We start from the raw sequence: 15,487 nt of genomic DNA, 5'->3' as shown, positions 1-15,487 counted from the left end.
TGGCGTGGATTGAACCTGCAATCAACCGCTGCTGTACGGTCCGGTACCCGGGAACACCTTCAGCAGCGCGCGGGTGATCATGTCCGGATACACGGTGAAGTGATCCTCGTCATCGATCACCATGTTGTCCACCGTCAACGAGCGCCCGCTGGCGCGCAGCTGCTCGGCGAATTCGGCGTTGTGGCGCAGCATGTCGTTGCGGGTGAAATAGCGCGGCTCCGGCTTTACCGTTTCGAAGCTGCCCACCGACAGCACCACCGTGGTCGGCTGCGTGGGCGCCTTGGCCCCGGCCTGCATGCGCGGCACCCGATGGTTGTCGAACCACAGCGACGGGCTTGACAGGATGTAGCTGTGAAACATGTCCGGGCGCGTGGTCAGCACATAGGCACCGAACAAGCCACCATAGGAATGACCGGCATAGGCGCGCCGCGCCGGATCGGTGCGGTAGCGCGCATCGATCATCGGCAGTACCTGCTCAGCGAGGAAATCGCGGTAGTGCGCCGCGCCTCCGTAGCTGACGTCGTCGCTGTAATCACGCGGATCGGTGCGCGCCGGGTCGCTGGGCGTGTAATCGCGCGAGCGGCTCTGCTTGGACGTCAGGCCCTCCTGCGGCGGTAGCCCGACCAGGATGAAATCCTCCAGGTTCACGCCCTTCTGCCCCACCATGTTGCGCACGCTGCGCACCAGCGGGAAGCTGTACAGCGCATCGGTCACGTACAGCACCGGATAGCGCTTCTCCGGATGCGCCGCGTAGTCAGCCGGCAGTGCTACCCAGATCGGATAATCGCGGCCCACCGGATCGTGCACGCGCACCGCTTCGGTATCCGGCAGCACCACGCCCGGCGCAGCGGTGGCCGCGCTTTCCTTCGCTTCATTCTGCGTTGCCGGTGGCGCCACCGACATCGCACAGCCACTCATGGCCAAGCAGGCCGCCATACTCCATCCACGCACACGCTGCATCCACACTCTCCCATTGCGGGCGGCGCACCGCATGGCACCGCTGCCGCATCCTTGCATGGCGTGCAGCCCGGTGCCAGTGCGGTCAGGGCGAGGCCGGCGGTGGTGCCGGGAACAGCGTGCGCAGCGCCTGCATTGCGGCCGGGTGATAGAGGGTCGCGTGCGTTTCCTCCGGCAGTGGCAGGTACTTCACCAGCGGCGACGGCGAGGCTTGGTGCAGCAACTCGGCCGGTCGTTCAATCCTTTAAGCGAAAGGATCAAAGCGACTACGAGAATAAGTGCAGATGCCAGAAAGGGATAGGCGATGTAATCGAGGGATGTGCCACCTCGAAGCTGCCCCGCTAATAACAGGGAAAAGGTCGCAGGTCCAGCCAGATTAGCCGCTGCCGAAGTCGCCATATAAATACCCTGCGTACGGCCAGCGTCACGCGCGGCCGCTGCGTCTGCGAGCATCGATTGCAACGCAGGCGGGCCAAATGCAGATAACGCCATGATTGGAACCCCTGCGTAGAACCATCCTGATGTGGGCGCCAAAGCGTAAACAACGAATCCTACAATGCCACACGTTAAACCGACAACCAGCATGAAACTTGGCCTAAACCTTCTCGCGGCCCTTTGATAGACAGCAACCTGCACTATCAGTGTGCAAAACCCAACAGCAGCCAATAGCGCACCAATGTCTTTAACACTCCACTGATACCGACTCATGACAAGTAACGCAAGGGCTGTCGGATAAACAGTGTTCGCTAATGATGACAAGAATGTGATGAACATCAATCGTCGCCATTGGACTCTAGCGGCAATCCCCGGCTCCACCAAATCCGCGAGGCTCGCGGTAAGCGACGGTGCAGGATTCGTCAAAAACAATCTGCAAGCCAAAGCATTCAGCATGGCGACGAGCGCGCCAACCGCAAGAGGCAGGCGCCAACTAATATCCCCCAGGAGGCCGCCTACAGCTGGGGCAACAACATAGGCAGAGCCGAAAGCCGCGCCCAACCAGCCGTACGCGCGCGCCCGCTCTTCCGGCGCGGTCCAGTCCGCCACATAAGCAGAAGCTACCCCAGCATTTGCTGCTCCAATCCCGCAGATTAGTCGACCAATGATCAAGGAAGAAGCAGTTTGCGCAGCAGCCATGACGATAAACCCGCTACTGAGCAACACACTCCCCACGACCAACAGCCGTTTGCGACCTAGGCGATCAGAGCACCATCCAGCAAGAGGCGAAGCAATGAGTTGAGCGAGCGCGAACACCGATACCGATATCCCGATTAGTACGGCACTAGAAGATGCATCACCTGAAATTTCATTCAACGCAATGGGAATCGTGGGTGCAGCCAAACCAAAGGCGACATGATCCAAGAACACCGCCACGTAGGCTGGCGCTAAACGTGAATGCATAGCAGATTATCGTTTAATCGGAATGATTGTTATAGGGATCTCCACCTAGTGCCTGACCTCGCCAATAGGCCAGCTCGTGGACATCAGGGAAAGCAGCACCCATCTTCAATCCAAATAGAACTTCGAAGAGCGAATGTGATCCAGTCGGAAGCAAGTAGGCAATGGCAGCAGGCGTGAGCCGAGGGTCGCCATCGGCACCGAGAATACGGGCAAACTTCATCATATCCGCCGCCGTGTTTGAGGGGCCGGTTATCACAGGCTCTTGCAAAGCTGCCGCAGCCTTAGCAAATACCGAGTTCGACCGTATACACACCAGACGAGCTCCGTCCAGCCAAGGAACATATTCTTCGCCGCGAGGGCTTCTCAGTGCAATCTCGACACCACTGAACGCGCCACCTTCGCGCAGAAAATCGGTACGGCGATGTCCGCTCCAGCACCGGCTGGATCGGCCTAGGTCGGGAGGGCGGATCCTAGTGTCGGATTGCCAGAACTTGATCGGGTCTGCGGGCGGACAGAGAACCTCCCGGTGAGAGAGGAGCTGCGACCTTTGTAGCTTCGATTTTGCGTGTTCGATCAACTCCAGACAAAAGTCGACGTCCAGCCCGGCGTTTCGTGCGGCCCTGGCAGCCTTTGACCGAGCTCCTCCTGCTATGAGATCCGGGAAAAGGACAAAACATATGGTTCGCCAAACGGTGGCTTGCAACTCACGAATGCTACCCGAACCACTAAGCACTAGGTGAAGGTCAGCGATGTTCCTAAGCCGACCAGCAAACGGCAACGGGATGGGGCGCAGTATTGACAGGTAGGATTGGGTGAGTTGGTGCAGCTTTCCCGCCCGCGCAATTCCACCTAGCTCATTCGCTCGTTCAGAAAGGTAGCGCTTACAGACCTCCACCAATTCAATAGAGAACATGCTGACTGAGTCGTACTCCGCAATACGGTTGCCAAGCACTCGCTCGCTTCGTCTAAGCTCTCTATCATTATGAACTTGGAAATTGATCGCAGTGGCTAGCATTAGGTCTTGTGAGCCAAAAATCCCAAGACAGGAGCGCGCCTAAACCAATCATCAGCCAATGCCAACGGACTCGAAAAATAATCTGGGTGCCAACGACCATCGGGCTCGAAGACGGACTCGAGTACGAGACCGACAGCCAAGAGAGCAGTCAGATAGTCAGACAACCGGCGATGAATGTTGAGCGTGGGAATGCCCGAGGGGCCGCCGCCGGAAGCCGCCGTAAGATTCAAACCTATATTGCCGTATCGATCGATCATGTACCGGACGCTCGACTCACTCAGCGCGCCCCATCCGTGCACTGGGGGCTTGAAGCAAGGATGCAATATAGTCACGAACAAACGCCCTCCCACCTCCAGTCGACTCGCGAGCCAGCCTAGCGTTCCACCAAGATCTTCAACGTCATGAAGCACCATATTGGCGACAACAACGTCGAACAGTGGCGACCGAGCCGAACCTTCCAGATCTTCGATTAAGCAATATGCCGCAAGGACCCCATTCGTCTTGTGCCTCGCAATTTCCCGCATTTGTGCGGAATGATCGACATACGTCACTATCGCGCCATTCTCATGCAGGAACTCCGAGAGTTCGCCACTCCCGGCACCGAAGTCCAGGATCCTTAGTCCGCTTACGTTGCCAAGCTGCTCTCTCAGGCTTTGTCTGTAAATTAGCTCTTCGGTCCAGCGATTTCCGGCTCTATGCTGCTCCCAGGACCGTGCTGCATCATCCCAGCGTTGGCGCGACTGCTGAAGAAAGCCACTAGTTAGACCTTCTCCTACCCGATACAAGTATTCCGCCAGATCTTCCCTGAGCCTGCTCGCTAGAACGCCCACGGCCACATCTATCCCAGCGGCGCGCAATCGGGAAACTCCGGTTCCTGCAACCAACGGGTTCGGATCCTCAAGGCCCACGACCACCCGGGCGATCCCAGCGTTTATAACCAGGTCCGTGCATCGCCCCGTTCTTCCTACATGGCTGCACGGCTCCAGGGTGACGTACAGTGTGCTATTGGGTGGGACCGCTGCTTGCTGCCTAAAGCACATGGCTTCAGCGTGTTCGTGACCAGGAGCTTGAGTCCAACCTACGGCGAGTAATTTTTCCTCGTGGACCAATGCGGCTCCAACGGGCGGGTTTGGATAGGAAATTCCCTGCGCACGTCGACCTGCCAGTAGTGCGCAACGCATCCATCGCTCATCACTTGGGACTTCCATCGTCAGTCGGCCAAGGCTAGCCGTTCCTTATGCACTTCGAATCGCACTCCCTGCTTACACGCTGAACAATCATCAGGTGATTCGTTGCGAGGAGTGTCCTTCACCAAGAGCGCCCGTAACGGATGCCTTAGCTTCGCCAGGGATCCCTGGGGTGATCCGCCACGTCGGTCAACAATCACTAGAGAGCCCACGCTCTGAAGTCCAAGCGATTCAATGGCTTCTTCAGCTGATGCGATCGTACCTCCCACTGACACGATGTCGTCGACGATCAAAGCTCTTGCGCCCTTCTTCAAGCTATACACCGCGCAAGACCATCATCTCGCCCTCCGGCCCCTTATCGAAGAACAGAGCGGGGAGTTCGCAATGTAGGCCTACCGCATGAGCGAGGATAGCTCCGCCAATCGGAGGGCCAATTAGAACTTCTGCGCCGGTTTCTTTAACTATCGACGCCATACGGCGGGCAATCTCAGCGACGAGATCGGGCATTGCCAGCAATCGAGCCTTCTCCCAAAACTCGACCGTGTGATGACCAGACTTGATCGCGAAATGACCTTCGCTGATCGCACCAGCCTGGCGGAACAGATCCTCAATTGAGCATTCCATAGCCGGTGCAAGCCTCGGCAAGGTCTCAATGGAGATCAAGGCAGCATCAAGTGCGGCTGCCACACTTGGTGCATCAAAAAGCTCGGCATTACGCGCCTTCCTGCTAACGCGCGGCACCAGATCCCTGAAAATCGTGGGGGCACAGCCCAGTGCGTCGCCATCTTGACCTATGGCGATACGCTTGCCTTCATCCCAAGCGATCGTTAGCTCATTGAGCGTGCCAGTTTGCCCTCCGACCGCTACGACGACGTCTGCGGATCTAACCAGCGTAACATTTCGTCCTTTGTATCCCATCCCGGTATAGATCATCGTTGCATAGAGAGACGGATCTTCGCCGGTGAGGTCGATATGCGATCTGGCATCTGTGGCAGGAGAGATGCCGACTACTGGGACATCGCCCTGGGCCGCCACTTTTGCCAGCAGAGTAGACACGCCTCCGCCGGTGCCAGTCAGCAGAGTAGATCGATGATGTTTCGCGATCCGTACAACATCTTCAAGTACTGAGCGAGCCAGTAGCTCGCTATCGCCCTGAAATGAACTGACTCCTAGCACTGCGACTTGACTCGTCATCCACACACCCCCACGGACTCCCGTTCCACACGACCATCGCTCCAGAACGAATAACACTGACTCCCGTCGATGTTGACGCTCCTGACGTCGACGCCAGGAACGGCCTTACGATAGTGTTCAGTGAAGTCAGATCCTTCGAAAGAATCCGTGAGACAAATAAAGGTTGGGCTCAATGCCTGCAGCGCAGAGGCGTCATTGTGTGTCGGTCGTCCATGTGAGCTCGCGATGTATAGGGCGGCAGTGACGCCATTCTGCTCGATCGCGCTTATCAGTTGATCAGCTTCAGCGTCGCTACCGATCATAATGCGATGTCCGGCATATTCAATAAGGACGGGTGTCGCTGATCGATTGAGCGAATGGTACTCGCCATCCGACTTCACTTGAAACTGTTCAGACGGCAAGAGATTCGACACCTTTACACCGCACAGGCCATCAATCACCGTCCAACGATCCGTACCGCGTATGTAGGTTGAATATTGCTGCCAAAGAGGAGCTTCCAAGCCACCGTAGTGAGGACATGTGCTTAGCGAAACAGAGGGGGTGTAGCCAGGGGGATACGACACTCCAGAATGATAGATCCGCGGCCGCACCTCCGACGATGAGACAAAGCTCGCAAGGGTTGCGAAGTGATCGAGATGCTGATGAGTGACAACAATGACATCTAGACGACACTTCTGCCCCAGAACATCTTCCAAAATGGCTTTCCATGGTGAAAACCGCAATCAATAAGGAGACTCTCTTGATTCGGCGTCTGCACATGTATCAGATCTCCCGCGAGCACCTTGTATACAGTTACGCGTAGCGGGAAGTGAGACTGCGTTCCAACATTATCCATAAGCGCAAGAGAACTCATAGCGACTGACTGCACCTCGTTCCATGTCGTGAGGGCGATGAAGCTAGCACAGCTTGCGGGACCGAGGGGTCGCCCCTGAACTTTTCAGATTATTCTCAAAAAAGGGATCAACTTTCGCAATTGACCCGGTGTCGCCCGGCAATGTCGGATGGATGTGGATTGAGCCAAGCGGTGCGTAGGTTTGATTTTGAGGATGGGCCGGTCGCTATCCGACTGCAGTAGTCCTCCGCACGTACATACGGCCTGAGGTATGCACACAAATGCCCGCACCATCTATCCCCCCTTTCTGTAAGAACAGGCCAAATGCGGCACTTTAGAAGCATGTGTCGTTCCACAGCTCACTGCGAGCATACGCATCAAGCGTGATCATCACCGCACTCACTCCAGCTCGATCGCAGTGCAACCGCCAAGAGAATGGTGCGCGCCGCACCTTGCACCCAACGGAGAGAACAGAGATGAAACTACAAAGACGACTTCCGTTTATCTGGTCGTACCCATCGGAGGGCCGTTGCTGAGTGACTGCCAAGAATGACTACCGAGCTCACCTCGACGGGCAGACTTGATTCCGTCGGCCCGACCATTGCCATCGCGGCCATGATCGATCCGGCAGTGACCTAATTTCTATCTCCAACAACCCTGGATGCTGCTCGACCCGCTGCCAGTGCGATCAGGGCGAGGCCGGCGGCGGCGCCGGGAACAGCGTGCGCAGCGCCTGCAACGCGGCCGGATGATAGATCGTGGCGTGGGTTTCCTCCGGCAACGGCAGGTACTTCACCAGCGGCGACGGCGACGCCTGTTGCAGCAGCGTGGCCAACTGCGCGGCGGACGCAGCCAGCTCTGGCTGCCCACTGCTGGCCAGGAACACGCGCGGCTGCGCACGCGTCACCGCCGGCAGCTGCTTGGCCGCGCCGGCCAGCATTGCGCCACGGTTCCACCACAGGCTGGGGTCCAGCGCGATGTAGCTGTTGAACAGCGTCGGCTCCTGCAGCAGCGTCTCAACCACGAACAGGCCGGCCAGCGACTCACCGATCAGCGCGCGCTCGTCGGTGGTCGGGTAGCGCTGGCGTACCTGCGGCATCAGTTAATCGCGCAGAAACGTGCGGTAGGCCGCGGAACCCCCAATGCGCGGCGCGATCTTCTGGTCCTGCGGATCGCTGCTGGGGCCGGTCATGTCGCGACGGCGCTCGGTGTTCTCGATGCCGACCAGCAGGAACGGGCGCATGCTGCCATTGCCGCTCAGCACCTGCACCAGTCCTGCCACGTGCAGGAAGTCCTCACCGATGCCGCCGTCGGGCATGTAGAGCACCGGCAGCGGCGCCTTCGGGTCCAGGCCCCAGGGCTGCGGGCGGTAGACATTGATGCGGCGGGTCTCGCCCAACGCCTTCGATTCGAGGGTGAAGGTTTCGCCGATCACCAGCGGGGTTGCGGCCGCTGATTGCACGGACGGCGCCGGTTCGGCGGCCATCAACGGCGCGACGGAGACGGCGGACAACAACAGCGACAGCATGATCAAGCGCATGGGGTGACCCGTCCTGGGAAAGAGGCCGAGCATAGCGCCCAGCGGCAGGCATTGGCGGCTTCTGCACGCTCAGCATCCCTGCCAGATGCATAGATCCATGCCATGCGGGGGATGACCTCCCCGCGCGCAACCGGGTACGGCTCGGTTTCCCATGCAAATCGCAGCCGAGCATGGCTCGGCTCTACAACAGTTCAACCGTCGCGGATGGGACGGATCACTGTAGAGCCGAGCCCACGCTCGGCTCAGCCCACCGCGCAAACCGCAGCCGAGCATGGCTCGGCTCTACAACACCTTGGACGTCGCAGATGCACCGCTTTTTGAGTGCGTGACCCGCTGTTCCGTACCACCACGGCTGGCAAACGTGGCGCGCACTTTCCATGTTCCCCACCACGGCAAACGTGCCGTCAGCGGCAGTTGCCGACATTGTCCAACGCGACCGGCCGAGCGCATGAGCACATGCGTCCCGCCCTGTCGCTTGCTGCGTCGGCGCGGCCTGCACCAACATCGTCGCGCGCCTGGATTCCGCATCGTTCTTCGGAAAATCCTCATTGAGCTCCAGGCGCAGGCGTAAACACCATGCTGCGCCACCGACAACGGGTGGCAGCGGGCCTGCAAGCCCGTAATGACATTCACGCTGTTGTTTGCGCTCACCCGCCGACACTGTCTTTGGACCGTGTCGGTGGGTGATCCGTCGGCCTTCATGGCGGGCGGTGCGTGGGGGTCTTCGGACCCGCCGGTTACTGCGTGATGTCATTCCGGCTTGCAGCCACGCATCGCCTGCCACCCGCCCTGCGCGGTGGCACGCCCACTCCAGAGCTGAGGAAGCCGAGATGACCGACCGTCCGCCCTATGCTTCATACGCCGCCAGCACCCACGATGACGACGACAACCCTGCGCCCGAACTGAGCACGTTTCTGGGCTGCCTCAAACGCATCCGCGCGGGCGAAGGCGCCGATGGCCTGCCCTGGCCTGAAACCAGCCTATCTGCAGGGCGCGGGGTTGCCCTGTCGCGGGTGGAACGGGCCGCCATCGGCATGCTGACCGTGGCGGAAATGCTGCACGCCGCCGACCGCTGCCGGGCCACGCCGGACCGGCATCTGGATGCCGGCGTGGTTGAAGGGCTGTTCTTTGCCTGCCGCAGTCTGGCCGAGCTGGTGTGCCGGGACGTGCGGCCGGAGTAGCCTCACCCTGTGCCGCGAACCGGGCCATACTGGGGCCGGACCGACCGGTACCGGGTCCCATCGAAACCTACAAGGAGGTTTGCATGTTGAATGTTCTGATCGTTGCCGCGCTGGCCGCTGGCCCTGCTGCGTCCGTACCGTATGCCGATTGCCTGCTGGCCAATATCCAGCCCGGGCTGTCCGATCATGCTGTGCAACTGGTACAGCGGGCGTGCGCCGCAAAGCATCCAGGCAGTTTCCTCGCCTCGCTGGAACTGGAACGCACCTACAGCGCCCAGCGGCAGGCGCGGTTCGATGCGGATCGTGCTGCGGCGGAGCGGGCTGCGAATGCCGCCGCCAATGCTGCAGCCGTTGCCACGCAGGTGGCGGCGGAACGCGAGGTGGCGCGGGCGCGCGGCGCCAAGGCGAAATAGGCATTTTGCGGGCAACAACACAAAAGGCACCGCTGAGCGGTGCCTTTTTGAATGACTTGAGTCGTTGAATGCAATGGTGGGCCGTGAAGGATTCGAACCTTCGACCAAAAGATTAAAAGTCTTCTGCTCTACCGACTGAGCTAACGGCCCATTGCACTGCCCCAGCCTTTCGGCGGGGTGGGCATTCTACCCTACTTTGGCCGGTCGCGTGAAACCCCGGTGTGTCGAGGATGCCGGCCAGCGGCCGGCACTACCAGCGGGCTTAAACCTTTCGGGCCATTGTCGCATCCCATCTGTGATCCTTCCCCGGAGCCATGGATGCGCCTTATCGCCAGCCTGCTTGCCGCCCTGCTGCCCTGCGCAGCCCTGGCCGCCCCATCCCAGGTCGTCACTGACGACATCGCCCGCTTCTGGGCCACCTATGATGCGGTGCGCGCCGAGCCCGATGGCGAACGCCGGGTGGCGCTGGTCCAGCAGCGCTACATCGATCCGGGCAGCCCCGGCTTGCATGCGCTGATGCAGGTGCGCCACTACACTGCCCGCGAATACGCCGAGGCCATGTGGGCGTGGCCGCGCTTCTGGACGTCGGTGCGGCCGCTCACCGCCAACGCACAGCTGGCCAGCGCCACGCTGGAGCGCGACCTGGCTGCGTTCCGGGTGCTCTACCCGGCACTGCGTCCAGCCACCATCACCTATGCGATCGGTGTCCTGCGCACCGGCGGTACCACGCTGGACGACAAGGTGCTGATCGGCGCGGAGATGGCGCTCGGCGATGAGCGCGTGGACGTGAGCGAGCTGCCCGAGCCGATGCGCAGCCGCCTGCGGGTCTTCTACGACAGCCGGCCGGGTGCGAACAACGCGCAGAACAACCTGCACGAATACGTGCATACCCAGCAGCGCGAGACCACCGGCAGCCTGGCCCAGTACGCGGTACGCGAAGGCGTGGCCGAATACGTGGCAGAGCGCATCAGCGGGCGCCGCCCGGCGTTGCCGCTGTACACCTATGGGCCAGCGCACGAAGCGGAAATCCGCGCGCGCTTCCGTGCGGAGATGCACGGGAACAACCTGGACAACTGGCTGTACAACAGCGCGCGCAATCCGTTCGGGGTGAGTGACCTGGGCTACTACGCCGGCTACCGCATTGCGCAGGAGTACATGCGCCGGCAGACCGACGAGAGGACTGCTGTCGCGCGGATGATCGAGTTGGACTATGCCGATCCGGCTGCGGTGCGGGCCTTCATCGAGGCATCGGGATGGTTGCAGGCCCGGTAGATCAAGGAGTGCGGACAAGCGCTTGGCACCCACCGAGGGAGTGATTGCCCCACCGGTGAAGCCGGCCAGCGGCCGGCTCTACCGGAAGCGGTCAGGCGTACCGCGTGGGGTCGGGCACGCCGGCTTCGGCGAAACCCTGCGCGCGCAAGCGGCAGGCGTCGCAGTGGCCACAGGCAGCGCCATTGGCGTCGGCGTTGTAGCAGGACACGGTCAGGCCGAAGTCCACGCCCAGGCGCACGCCTTCGCTGACGATCTGGCCCTTGCTGAGGAACTGCAGCGGGGCATGCACCTTGATGCCGGCGCCTTCCACGCCCGACTTTGTGGCCAGGTTGGCCAGCGCCTGGAACGCGGCCACGAACTCGGGGCGGCAGTCCGGGTAGCCGGAGTAGTCGACGGCGTTGACGCCGCAGAAGATGTCATTGGCACCGAGCACTTCGGCCCAGCCCAGCGCCAGCGACAGCATGATGGTATTGCGCGCCGGCACGTAGGTGACCGGAATGCCGGCTCCGCCCGCCTCCGGTACGTCGATGTCATCGGTCAGCGCCGAGCCACCGATGCTGCGCAGGTCCACGTCCACGGTCTTGTGCGCGACCACGCCCTGGGCCTTGGCCACGCGGGCGGCGGCATCCAGTTCGGAGGTGTGGCGCTGGCCGTAGCGCACGCTCAGGGCATGCACGGCAAAGCCCTGTTCCTGGGCCATGGCGATGACGGCGGCTGAATCCATGCCGCCGGAGAGAAGCACGACAGCCTTCTTCATGGGAAATCTTCCGGTTGGGAGGGGAAAGCCAGCACGCTGTCCCGCGCCGGAGCTACATCAGGGAACGCTGCGCCGGCTCATCGGCCCGGCTCGTCGTTCCACAGGATTTTATGCAACTGCATCTGGAAACGCACCGGCAGCCGGTCTTCGACGATCCAGTCGGCCAACTGCCGCGCGCTGATCTCGCCCTTGCTCGGCGAGAAGAACACGGTGCAACGCTTCACCAGGCCGTGCTCGGCGACCATGGCCTTGGCCCAGTCGTAGTCCTCGCGGTTGCAGATGACGAACTTGATCTGGTCGCGGACGGTCAGCAGCGGCAGGTTTTCCCAGCGGTTGCGCGCCACTTCGGCCGAACCCGGCGTCTTGATGTCGACCACGCGCGACACGCGCGGGTCCACTGCGCTGACATCCAGCGCGCCGGAGGTTTCCAGCGAGACATCCATGCCCGCATCGCACAGCTTCTGCAGCAGCACCAGGCAGCGCTTCTGCGCCAGCGGCTCGCCGCCGGTCACGCAGACGTGGCGGACGCCCTGGGCCAGCACCTCGGCCACGATGTCGTCGATGTCCCACCAGGTGCCGCCGTGGAAGGCATAGGCGGTGTCGCAGTACTGGCAGCGCAGCGGGCAGCCGGTCAGGCGCACGAACACGGTCGGCCAGCCGGCGGTATCGGCCTCGCCCTGCAGCGAGGTGAAGATCTCGGTGATCTTCAGGCGCGGCAGCGGCGACTGCACGATGTCGCTGGGGGTGGCGACGGCGTTTGACGGGGTAACGGCGGTCATGGCGGGTACTTCTTGGTGGGACACGTGGCGGGTGGGCTACCGTGGCCGGTAACGAAAGCAGCCGAGCATGGCTCGGCTCTACAACAGCAACCGGACGGCTTTGCTGGTCCGGAAACGAAAGCAGCCGAGCGTGGGCTCGGCTCTACAGGGCACCTATTGTACGCCCGCCCAGCGGATCAGCGGATCTGCCTGCCCAGGCGGATGGACTGCAGGCGGTCCTGCGCGGTGCGCGCGGCGTCCGAGCCGGGGTACTGCGCCACGACGGTCTCCAGCGTCTGCTGGGCTTGGTCGACCTTTCCCTCGCCGTACTGCGAGAGGCCGATCTTGAGCAGGCCGCCCGCGGCCTTGTCGTGGGTCGGATAGCGCGAGAGCAGCTCTCGGAACTGGGTCTCGGCCATCGGGAAATTGCGGGTGGCGTAGTAGCTCTCGCCCAGCCAGTACAGCGCGTTCGGCGCGTAGACGCCGTTCGGGTACAACTCCAGGAAGCTCAGGAACAGCTGCGCCGAATCGTCGTACCTGCCGGCCTTCAACGCATCGAAGGCAACGTTGTAGGAGGTGCGCTCGTCGCCGGTGGCGGCAAGGCTGCCAGCATCACCATGGACGGAAGGCGGCCGCTCGGAAGTGGCCGCCGCTGCGGTTTTTGCCGGGGCCGGTGCGGCCTTCGGCGCGCTCGCCGGAACGGGCGGCAGGGCCGGGGCGGCGTTGCCCCCTTCCAACCGGTTCAGGCGGCTGTCCAGATCCAGGTATTGGTCCTGGGCGGACTGCTTGAGCTGGGCGTTGTCATGCTGCAACTGCTCGATCGAGGCCTGCAGGCTGATGACCTGCTGCCGCAGCTGATTGATCTGGTTCAACAGGTCCTGGTTGGCACTGTTGTTGTACATCTGCTGCTCGAGCGCGCCGACACGGTCAGCCAGGCTCTGTCGCTGTGCGTGCGCCGGTGCGGCAGCCACGAGGGCTGCCGCAACGACCAGCATCAGTTTGATGCCAATGCGCATGGATTACTGCGCGGTGTAGACGATTTCGACGCGACGGTTCTGCGACCAGCACGACTCGTTCGACTCGGTGCAGACCGGACGCTCTTCACCGTAGGACACGACGGTCAGCTGCGAAGCCGAACCACCGTTGGCCTGCAGGGCCGAGCTGACGCCGTTGCCACGACGCTCACCCAGGGCCTGGTTGTACGCGCGCGAACCGCGCTCGTCGGTGTGGCCCTGCAGGGTGATGCGCGAGGACGGACGGTCACGCAGGTACTTGGCGTGGCACGCCATGATGGCCTGGAATTCCGGCTTCACGTCTTCCTTGTCCAGGTCGAAGTAGACAACGCGCTGGCGCAGGCAGGCGTCGGTGTCCAGATCGCCCGGGCCGTACAGGCCGGAGGTCGACGGACCGGTCGGGGTGGTGGTCGAGGTGCCGGTGTCGACCGGGGCTGCCGGCTCTTCCTTCACCTTCTTCGAGCAACCGGCCAGGACGGCCACAGACAGCAGGGAAACAAGCAGAACGCGGGTGGACTTGTTCATGGCGATACCTTTGTGGCTCCTAAGCCGATGAGGGGTTCAAGACAACGAAAATATTAACACTCTTTTAGCGCTGGGTACGGTATGGGGACCATGCCGGTTCGCGCACATCACCGTCAGCCAGGACCAGGCGCTGGCGAACCCGCGCATCGGCCGAAACGGCATACAACACACCACGGCCACCTTCGCGGGCGGCGTACAGCACCATGCTTGCGTTGGGCGCAAAGCTCGGCGATTCATCCAGCGAACCCGGGGACAGCGTGCTCCAGCGGGGCGACCCCAGCGAGCTGTCCATCATCGCGATCTTGTAGCTGTTGCCCGAGCCCTGGGCGACGGCGATCTTCTTGCCATCGTAGGACACCGAGGGCTTGGCATTGTAGTTGCCCTGGAAGGTGACGCGCTCGGCGCTGCCGCCACCGGCACCGACCTTGTAGACCTGCGGACGGCCGCCGCGATCGGAGGTGAAGTACACCGCGCTGCCGTCCGGTGCCCAGGTCGGCTCGGTATCAATGGCGAAGTGGTTGGTCAGCTGGGTCAGCTGCTTGCTGCCCAGGTCCATCACGTAGATTTCCGGGTTACCGGAGCGCGACAGGGTCAGGGCCAGCTTGCGGCCGTCCGGCGAGAACGCCGGGGCGCTGTTGATGCCGCGGAAGCTGGTGACCAGCTCGCGCGCACCGGTGCCGATGTTCTGGATGTAGATGGCCGAATTGCCACGCTCGAAGCTGACGTAGGCCAGCTTGCTGCCATCCGGACTCCACGACGGCGACAGCAGCGGCTCGGCCGAGCGCACGATGGTCTGCGGGTTGAAGCCATCGGAATCGGCCACCATCAGCGCGTAGCGCATGGCGTCGCCCTTGCCACTGGCGGTCACGTAGGCGATGCGGGTCCAGAAGGCGCCGCGCACACCGGTGATCTTTTCGTAGATGGCGTCGGCCATCTGGTGGGCAACGTCGCGCATGGCGTTGCCACGGGCGGTCATCGCCAGACCCAGCAGGCGCTCGCCCTTGGGCACGTCGAACAGTTCGTACTCGACGCGGTAGGCACCCGCACCGGCATCAAGCACGCGGCCGACCACGATGTAGTTCTGCTTCAGCGCGCGCCAGGTCGCGAACTGGATATCCCCCCCCCGCACGGGCTTCTCGACGATCTGCGCTTCCGGCAGCGTGCGGAACTGGCCCGAACGCTCCAGATCGGCACGGACCACGCCGGCGACGTCGGTCTGCGGAGCGGCCGACGAACCCTGATAGGGCATCGGCACGATGGTGATCGGCAGCGCGGAGGCATTGCCGCCGATGATGTCGATATCCAGCCCCTTCTGCTGCGCGACGGCAGCAAAGGGCAGCAACAGGGCCGCAAACACGGCAAGCCAGCGAGGCATCTTTTTCATGGAGCGCTCAATAAGGGGAAACCGGAACGAGGGATAACAAAGCGGGAGTGAACCGCTTCGC

General features: G+C 62.0%; 14 protein-coding genes, 1 tRNA gene and 3 pseudogenes. 3 read left to right on the top strand and 15 right to left on the bottom strand.

What is annotated here, in order from left to right:
• Positions 1-21 precede the first annotated feature (21 nt).
• The 9 genes and pseudogenes from ACM0PY_RS16320 to ACM0PY_RS16275 form a co-directional block, all read right to left on the bottom strand.
• Entirely contained in the window at positions 22-960 is a 939-nt protein-coding gene (locus ACM0PY_RS16320; protein WP_180884119.1) for an alpha/beta hydrolase, read from the bottom strand.
• Positions 961-1,042: 82 nt separating this feature from the next.
• Positions 1,043-1,192, bottom strand: a pseudogene (locus ACM0PY_RS16315) (alpha/beta hydrolase); the annotation flags it as partial.
• On the bottom strand, positions 1,147-2,355 hold the full coding sequence (locus tag ACM0PY_RS16310; RefSeq protein WP_134972406.1) for an MFS transporter: 1,209 nt from the start codon (positions 2,353-2,355) through the stop codon (positions 1,147-1,149). The pseudogene ACM0PY_RS16315 and the gene ACM0PY_RS16310, both read right to left, overlap by 46 nt.
• 1,014 nt (positions 2,356-3,369) lie before the next feature.
• Positions 3,370-4,227: a methyltransferase domain-containing protein gene (locus ACM0PY_RS16305; protein ID WP_495493278.1), complete on the bottom strand. Its 858-nt coding sequence runs from the start codon at positions 4,225-4,227 to the stop codon at positions 3,370-3,372.
• A 39-nt stretch (positions 4,228-4,266) separates the two neighbouring features.
• Positions 4,267-4,578: pseudogene (locus tag ACM0PY_RS16300) on the bottom strand (deaminase); the annotation flags it as partial.
• Between the two features lie 2 nt (positions 4,579-4,580).
• A complete protein-coding gene (locus ACM0PY_RS16295; RefSeq protein ID WP_414609394.1) occupies positions 4,581-4,880 on the bottom strand; it encodes a phosphoribosyltransferase family protein in 300 nt (99 codons plus the stop codon).
• Positions 4,873-5,751 carry an SLOG cluster 4 domain-containing protein gene (locus ACM0PY_RS16290; protein WP_180884114.1) on the bottom strand — a complete coding sequence of 293 codons (879 nt, stop codon included), beginning with the start codon at positions 5,749-5,751 and terminating at the stop codon, positions 4,873-4,875. Before ACM0PY_RS16290 ends, ACM0PY_RS16295 begins: the two co-directional genes overlap by 8 nt.
• Positions 5,748-6,446: an MBL fold metallo-hydrolase gene (locus ACM0PY_RS21200; RefSeq protein WP_180884113.1), complete on the bottom strand. Its 699-nt coding sequence runs from the start codon at positions 6,444-6,446 to the stop codon at positions 5,748-5,750. Before ACM0PY_RS21200 ends, ACM0PY_RS16290 begins: the two co-directional genes overlap by 4 nt.
• Positions 6,447-7,271: 825 nt before the next feature.
• A pseudogene (locus tag ACM0PY_RS16275) lies at positions 7,272-8,123 on the bottom strand (alpha/beta hydrolase).
• 830 nt (positions 8,124-8,953) lie between these two features.
• On the opposite strand from ACM0PY_RS16275, the gene ACM0PY_RS16270 reads away from it, so the two are divergent.
• Both ACM0PY_RS16270 and ACM0PY_RS16265 read left to right on the top strand, forming a co-directional pair.
• Positions 8,954-9,304 (top strand): hypothetical protein, encoded by a 351-nt coding sequence (locus ACM0PY_RS16270; protein WP_134972430.1) that lies wholly within the window; start codon positions 8,954-8,956, stop codon positions 9,302-9,304.
• A gap of 83 nt (positions 9,305-9,387) precedes the next feature.
• On the top strand, positions 9,388-9,717 hold the full coding sequence (locus tag ACM0PY_RS16265) for a hypothetical protein (protein ID WP_134972429.1): 330 nt from the start codon (positions 9,388-9,390) through the stop codon (positions 9,715-9,717).
• Between the two features lie 74 nt (positions 9,718-9,791).
• Here the strand turns inward: ACM0PY_RS16265 and ACM0PY_RS16260 are convergent.
• Positions 9,792-9,867, bottom strand: a tRNA-Lys gene (locus tag ACM0PY_RS16260).
• 168 nt (positions 9,868-10,035) lie between these two features.
• Here ACM0PY_RS16260 and ACM0PY_RS16255 point away from each other — a divergent pair.
• Entirely contained in the window at positions 10,036-10,989 is a 954-nt protein-coding gene (locus tag ACM0PY_RS16255) for a DUF2268 domain-containing putative Zn-dependent protease (protein WP_134972428.1), read from the top strand.
• 91 nt (positions 10,990-11,080) lie between these two features.
• Here the strand turns inward: ACM0PY_RS16255 and queC are convergent, their stop codons facing one another.
• The 5 genes from queC to tolB form a co-directional block, all read right to left on the bottom strand.
• Positions 11,081-11,746, bottom strand: coding sequence for a 7-cyano-7-deazaguanine synthase QueC (gene queC, locus ACM0PY_RS16250; RefSeq protein ID WP_061480332.1), 666 nt, complete (start codon positions 11,744-11,746; stop codon positions 11,081-11,083).
• A 77-nt stretch (positions 11,747-11,823) separates the two neighbouring features.
• A complete protein-coding gene (queE, locus tag ACM0PY_RS16245) occupies positions 11,824-12,525 on the bottom strand; it encodes a 7-carboxy-7-deazaguanine synthase QueE (RefSeq protein ID WP_134972427.1) in 702 nt (233 codons plus the stop codon).
• A 176-nt stretch (positions 12,526-12,701) separates the two neighbouring features.
• The gene (ybgF, locus tag ACM0PY_RS16240) at positions 12,702-13,520 is read right to left on the bottom strand and encodes a tol-pal system protein YbgF (protein WP_180884033.1); all 819 of its coding nucleotides are present in this window, start codon (positions 13,518-13,520) and stop codon (positions 12,702-12,704) included.
• Between the two features lie 3 nt (positions 13,521-13,523).
• The gene (gene pal / locus ACM0PY_RS16235; RefSeq protein WP_005418510.1) at positions 13,524-14,042 is read right to left on the bottom strand and encodes a peptidoglycan-associated lipoprotein Pal; all 519 of its coding nucleotides are present in this window, start codon (positions 14,040-14,042) and stop codon (positions 13,524-13,526) included.
• A 64-nt stretch (positions 14,043-14,106) separates the two neighbouring features.
• Positions 14,107-15,426, bottom strand: a complete 1,320-nt coding sequence (gene tolB / locus ACM0PY_RS16230) for a Tol-Pal system beta propeller repeat protein TolB (RefSeq protein WP_005418511.1) — start codon at positions 15,424-15,426, stop codon at positions 14,107-14,109.
• Between the last annotated feature and the right edge of the window lie 61 nt (positions 15,427-15,487).

This window comes from Stenotrophomonas sp. BR163 (genome assembly GCF_047520985.2).
Lineage (GTDB): Bacteria > Pseudomonadota > Gammaproteobacteria > Xanthomonadales > Xanthomonadaceae > Stenotrophomonas > Stenotrophomonas sepilia.
This window is presented reverse-complemented; position numbering and strand designations above follow the sequence as displayed.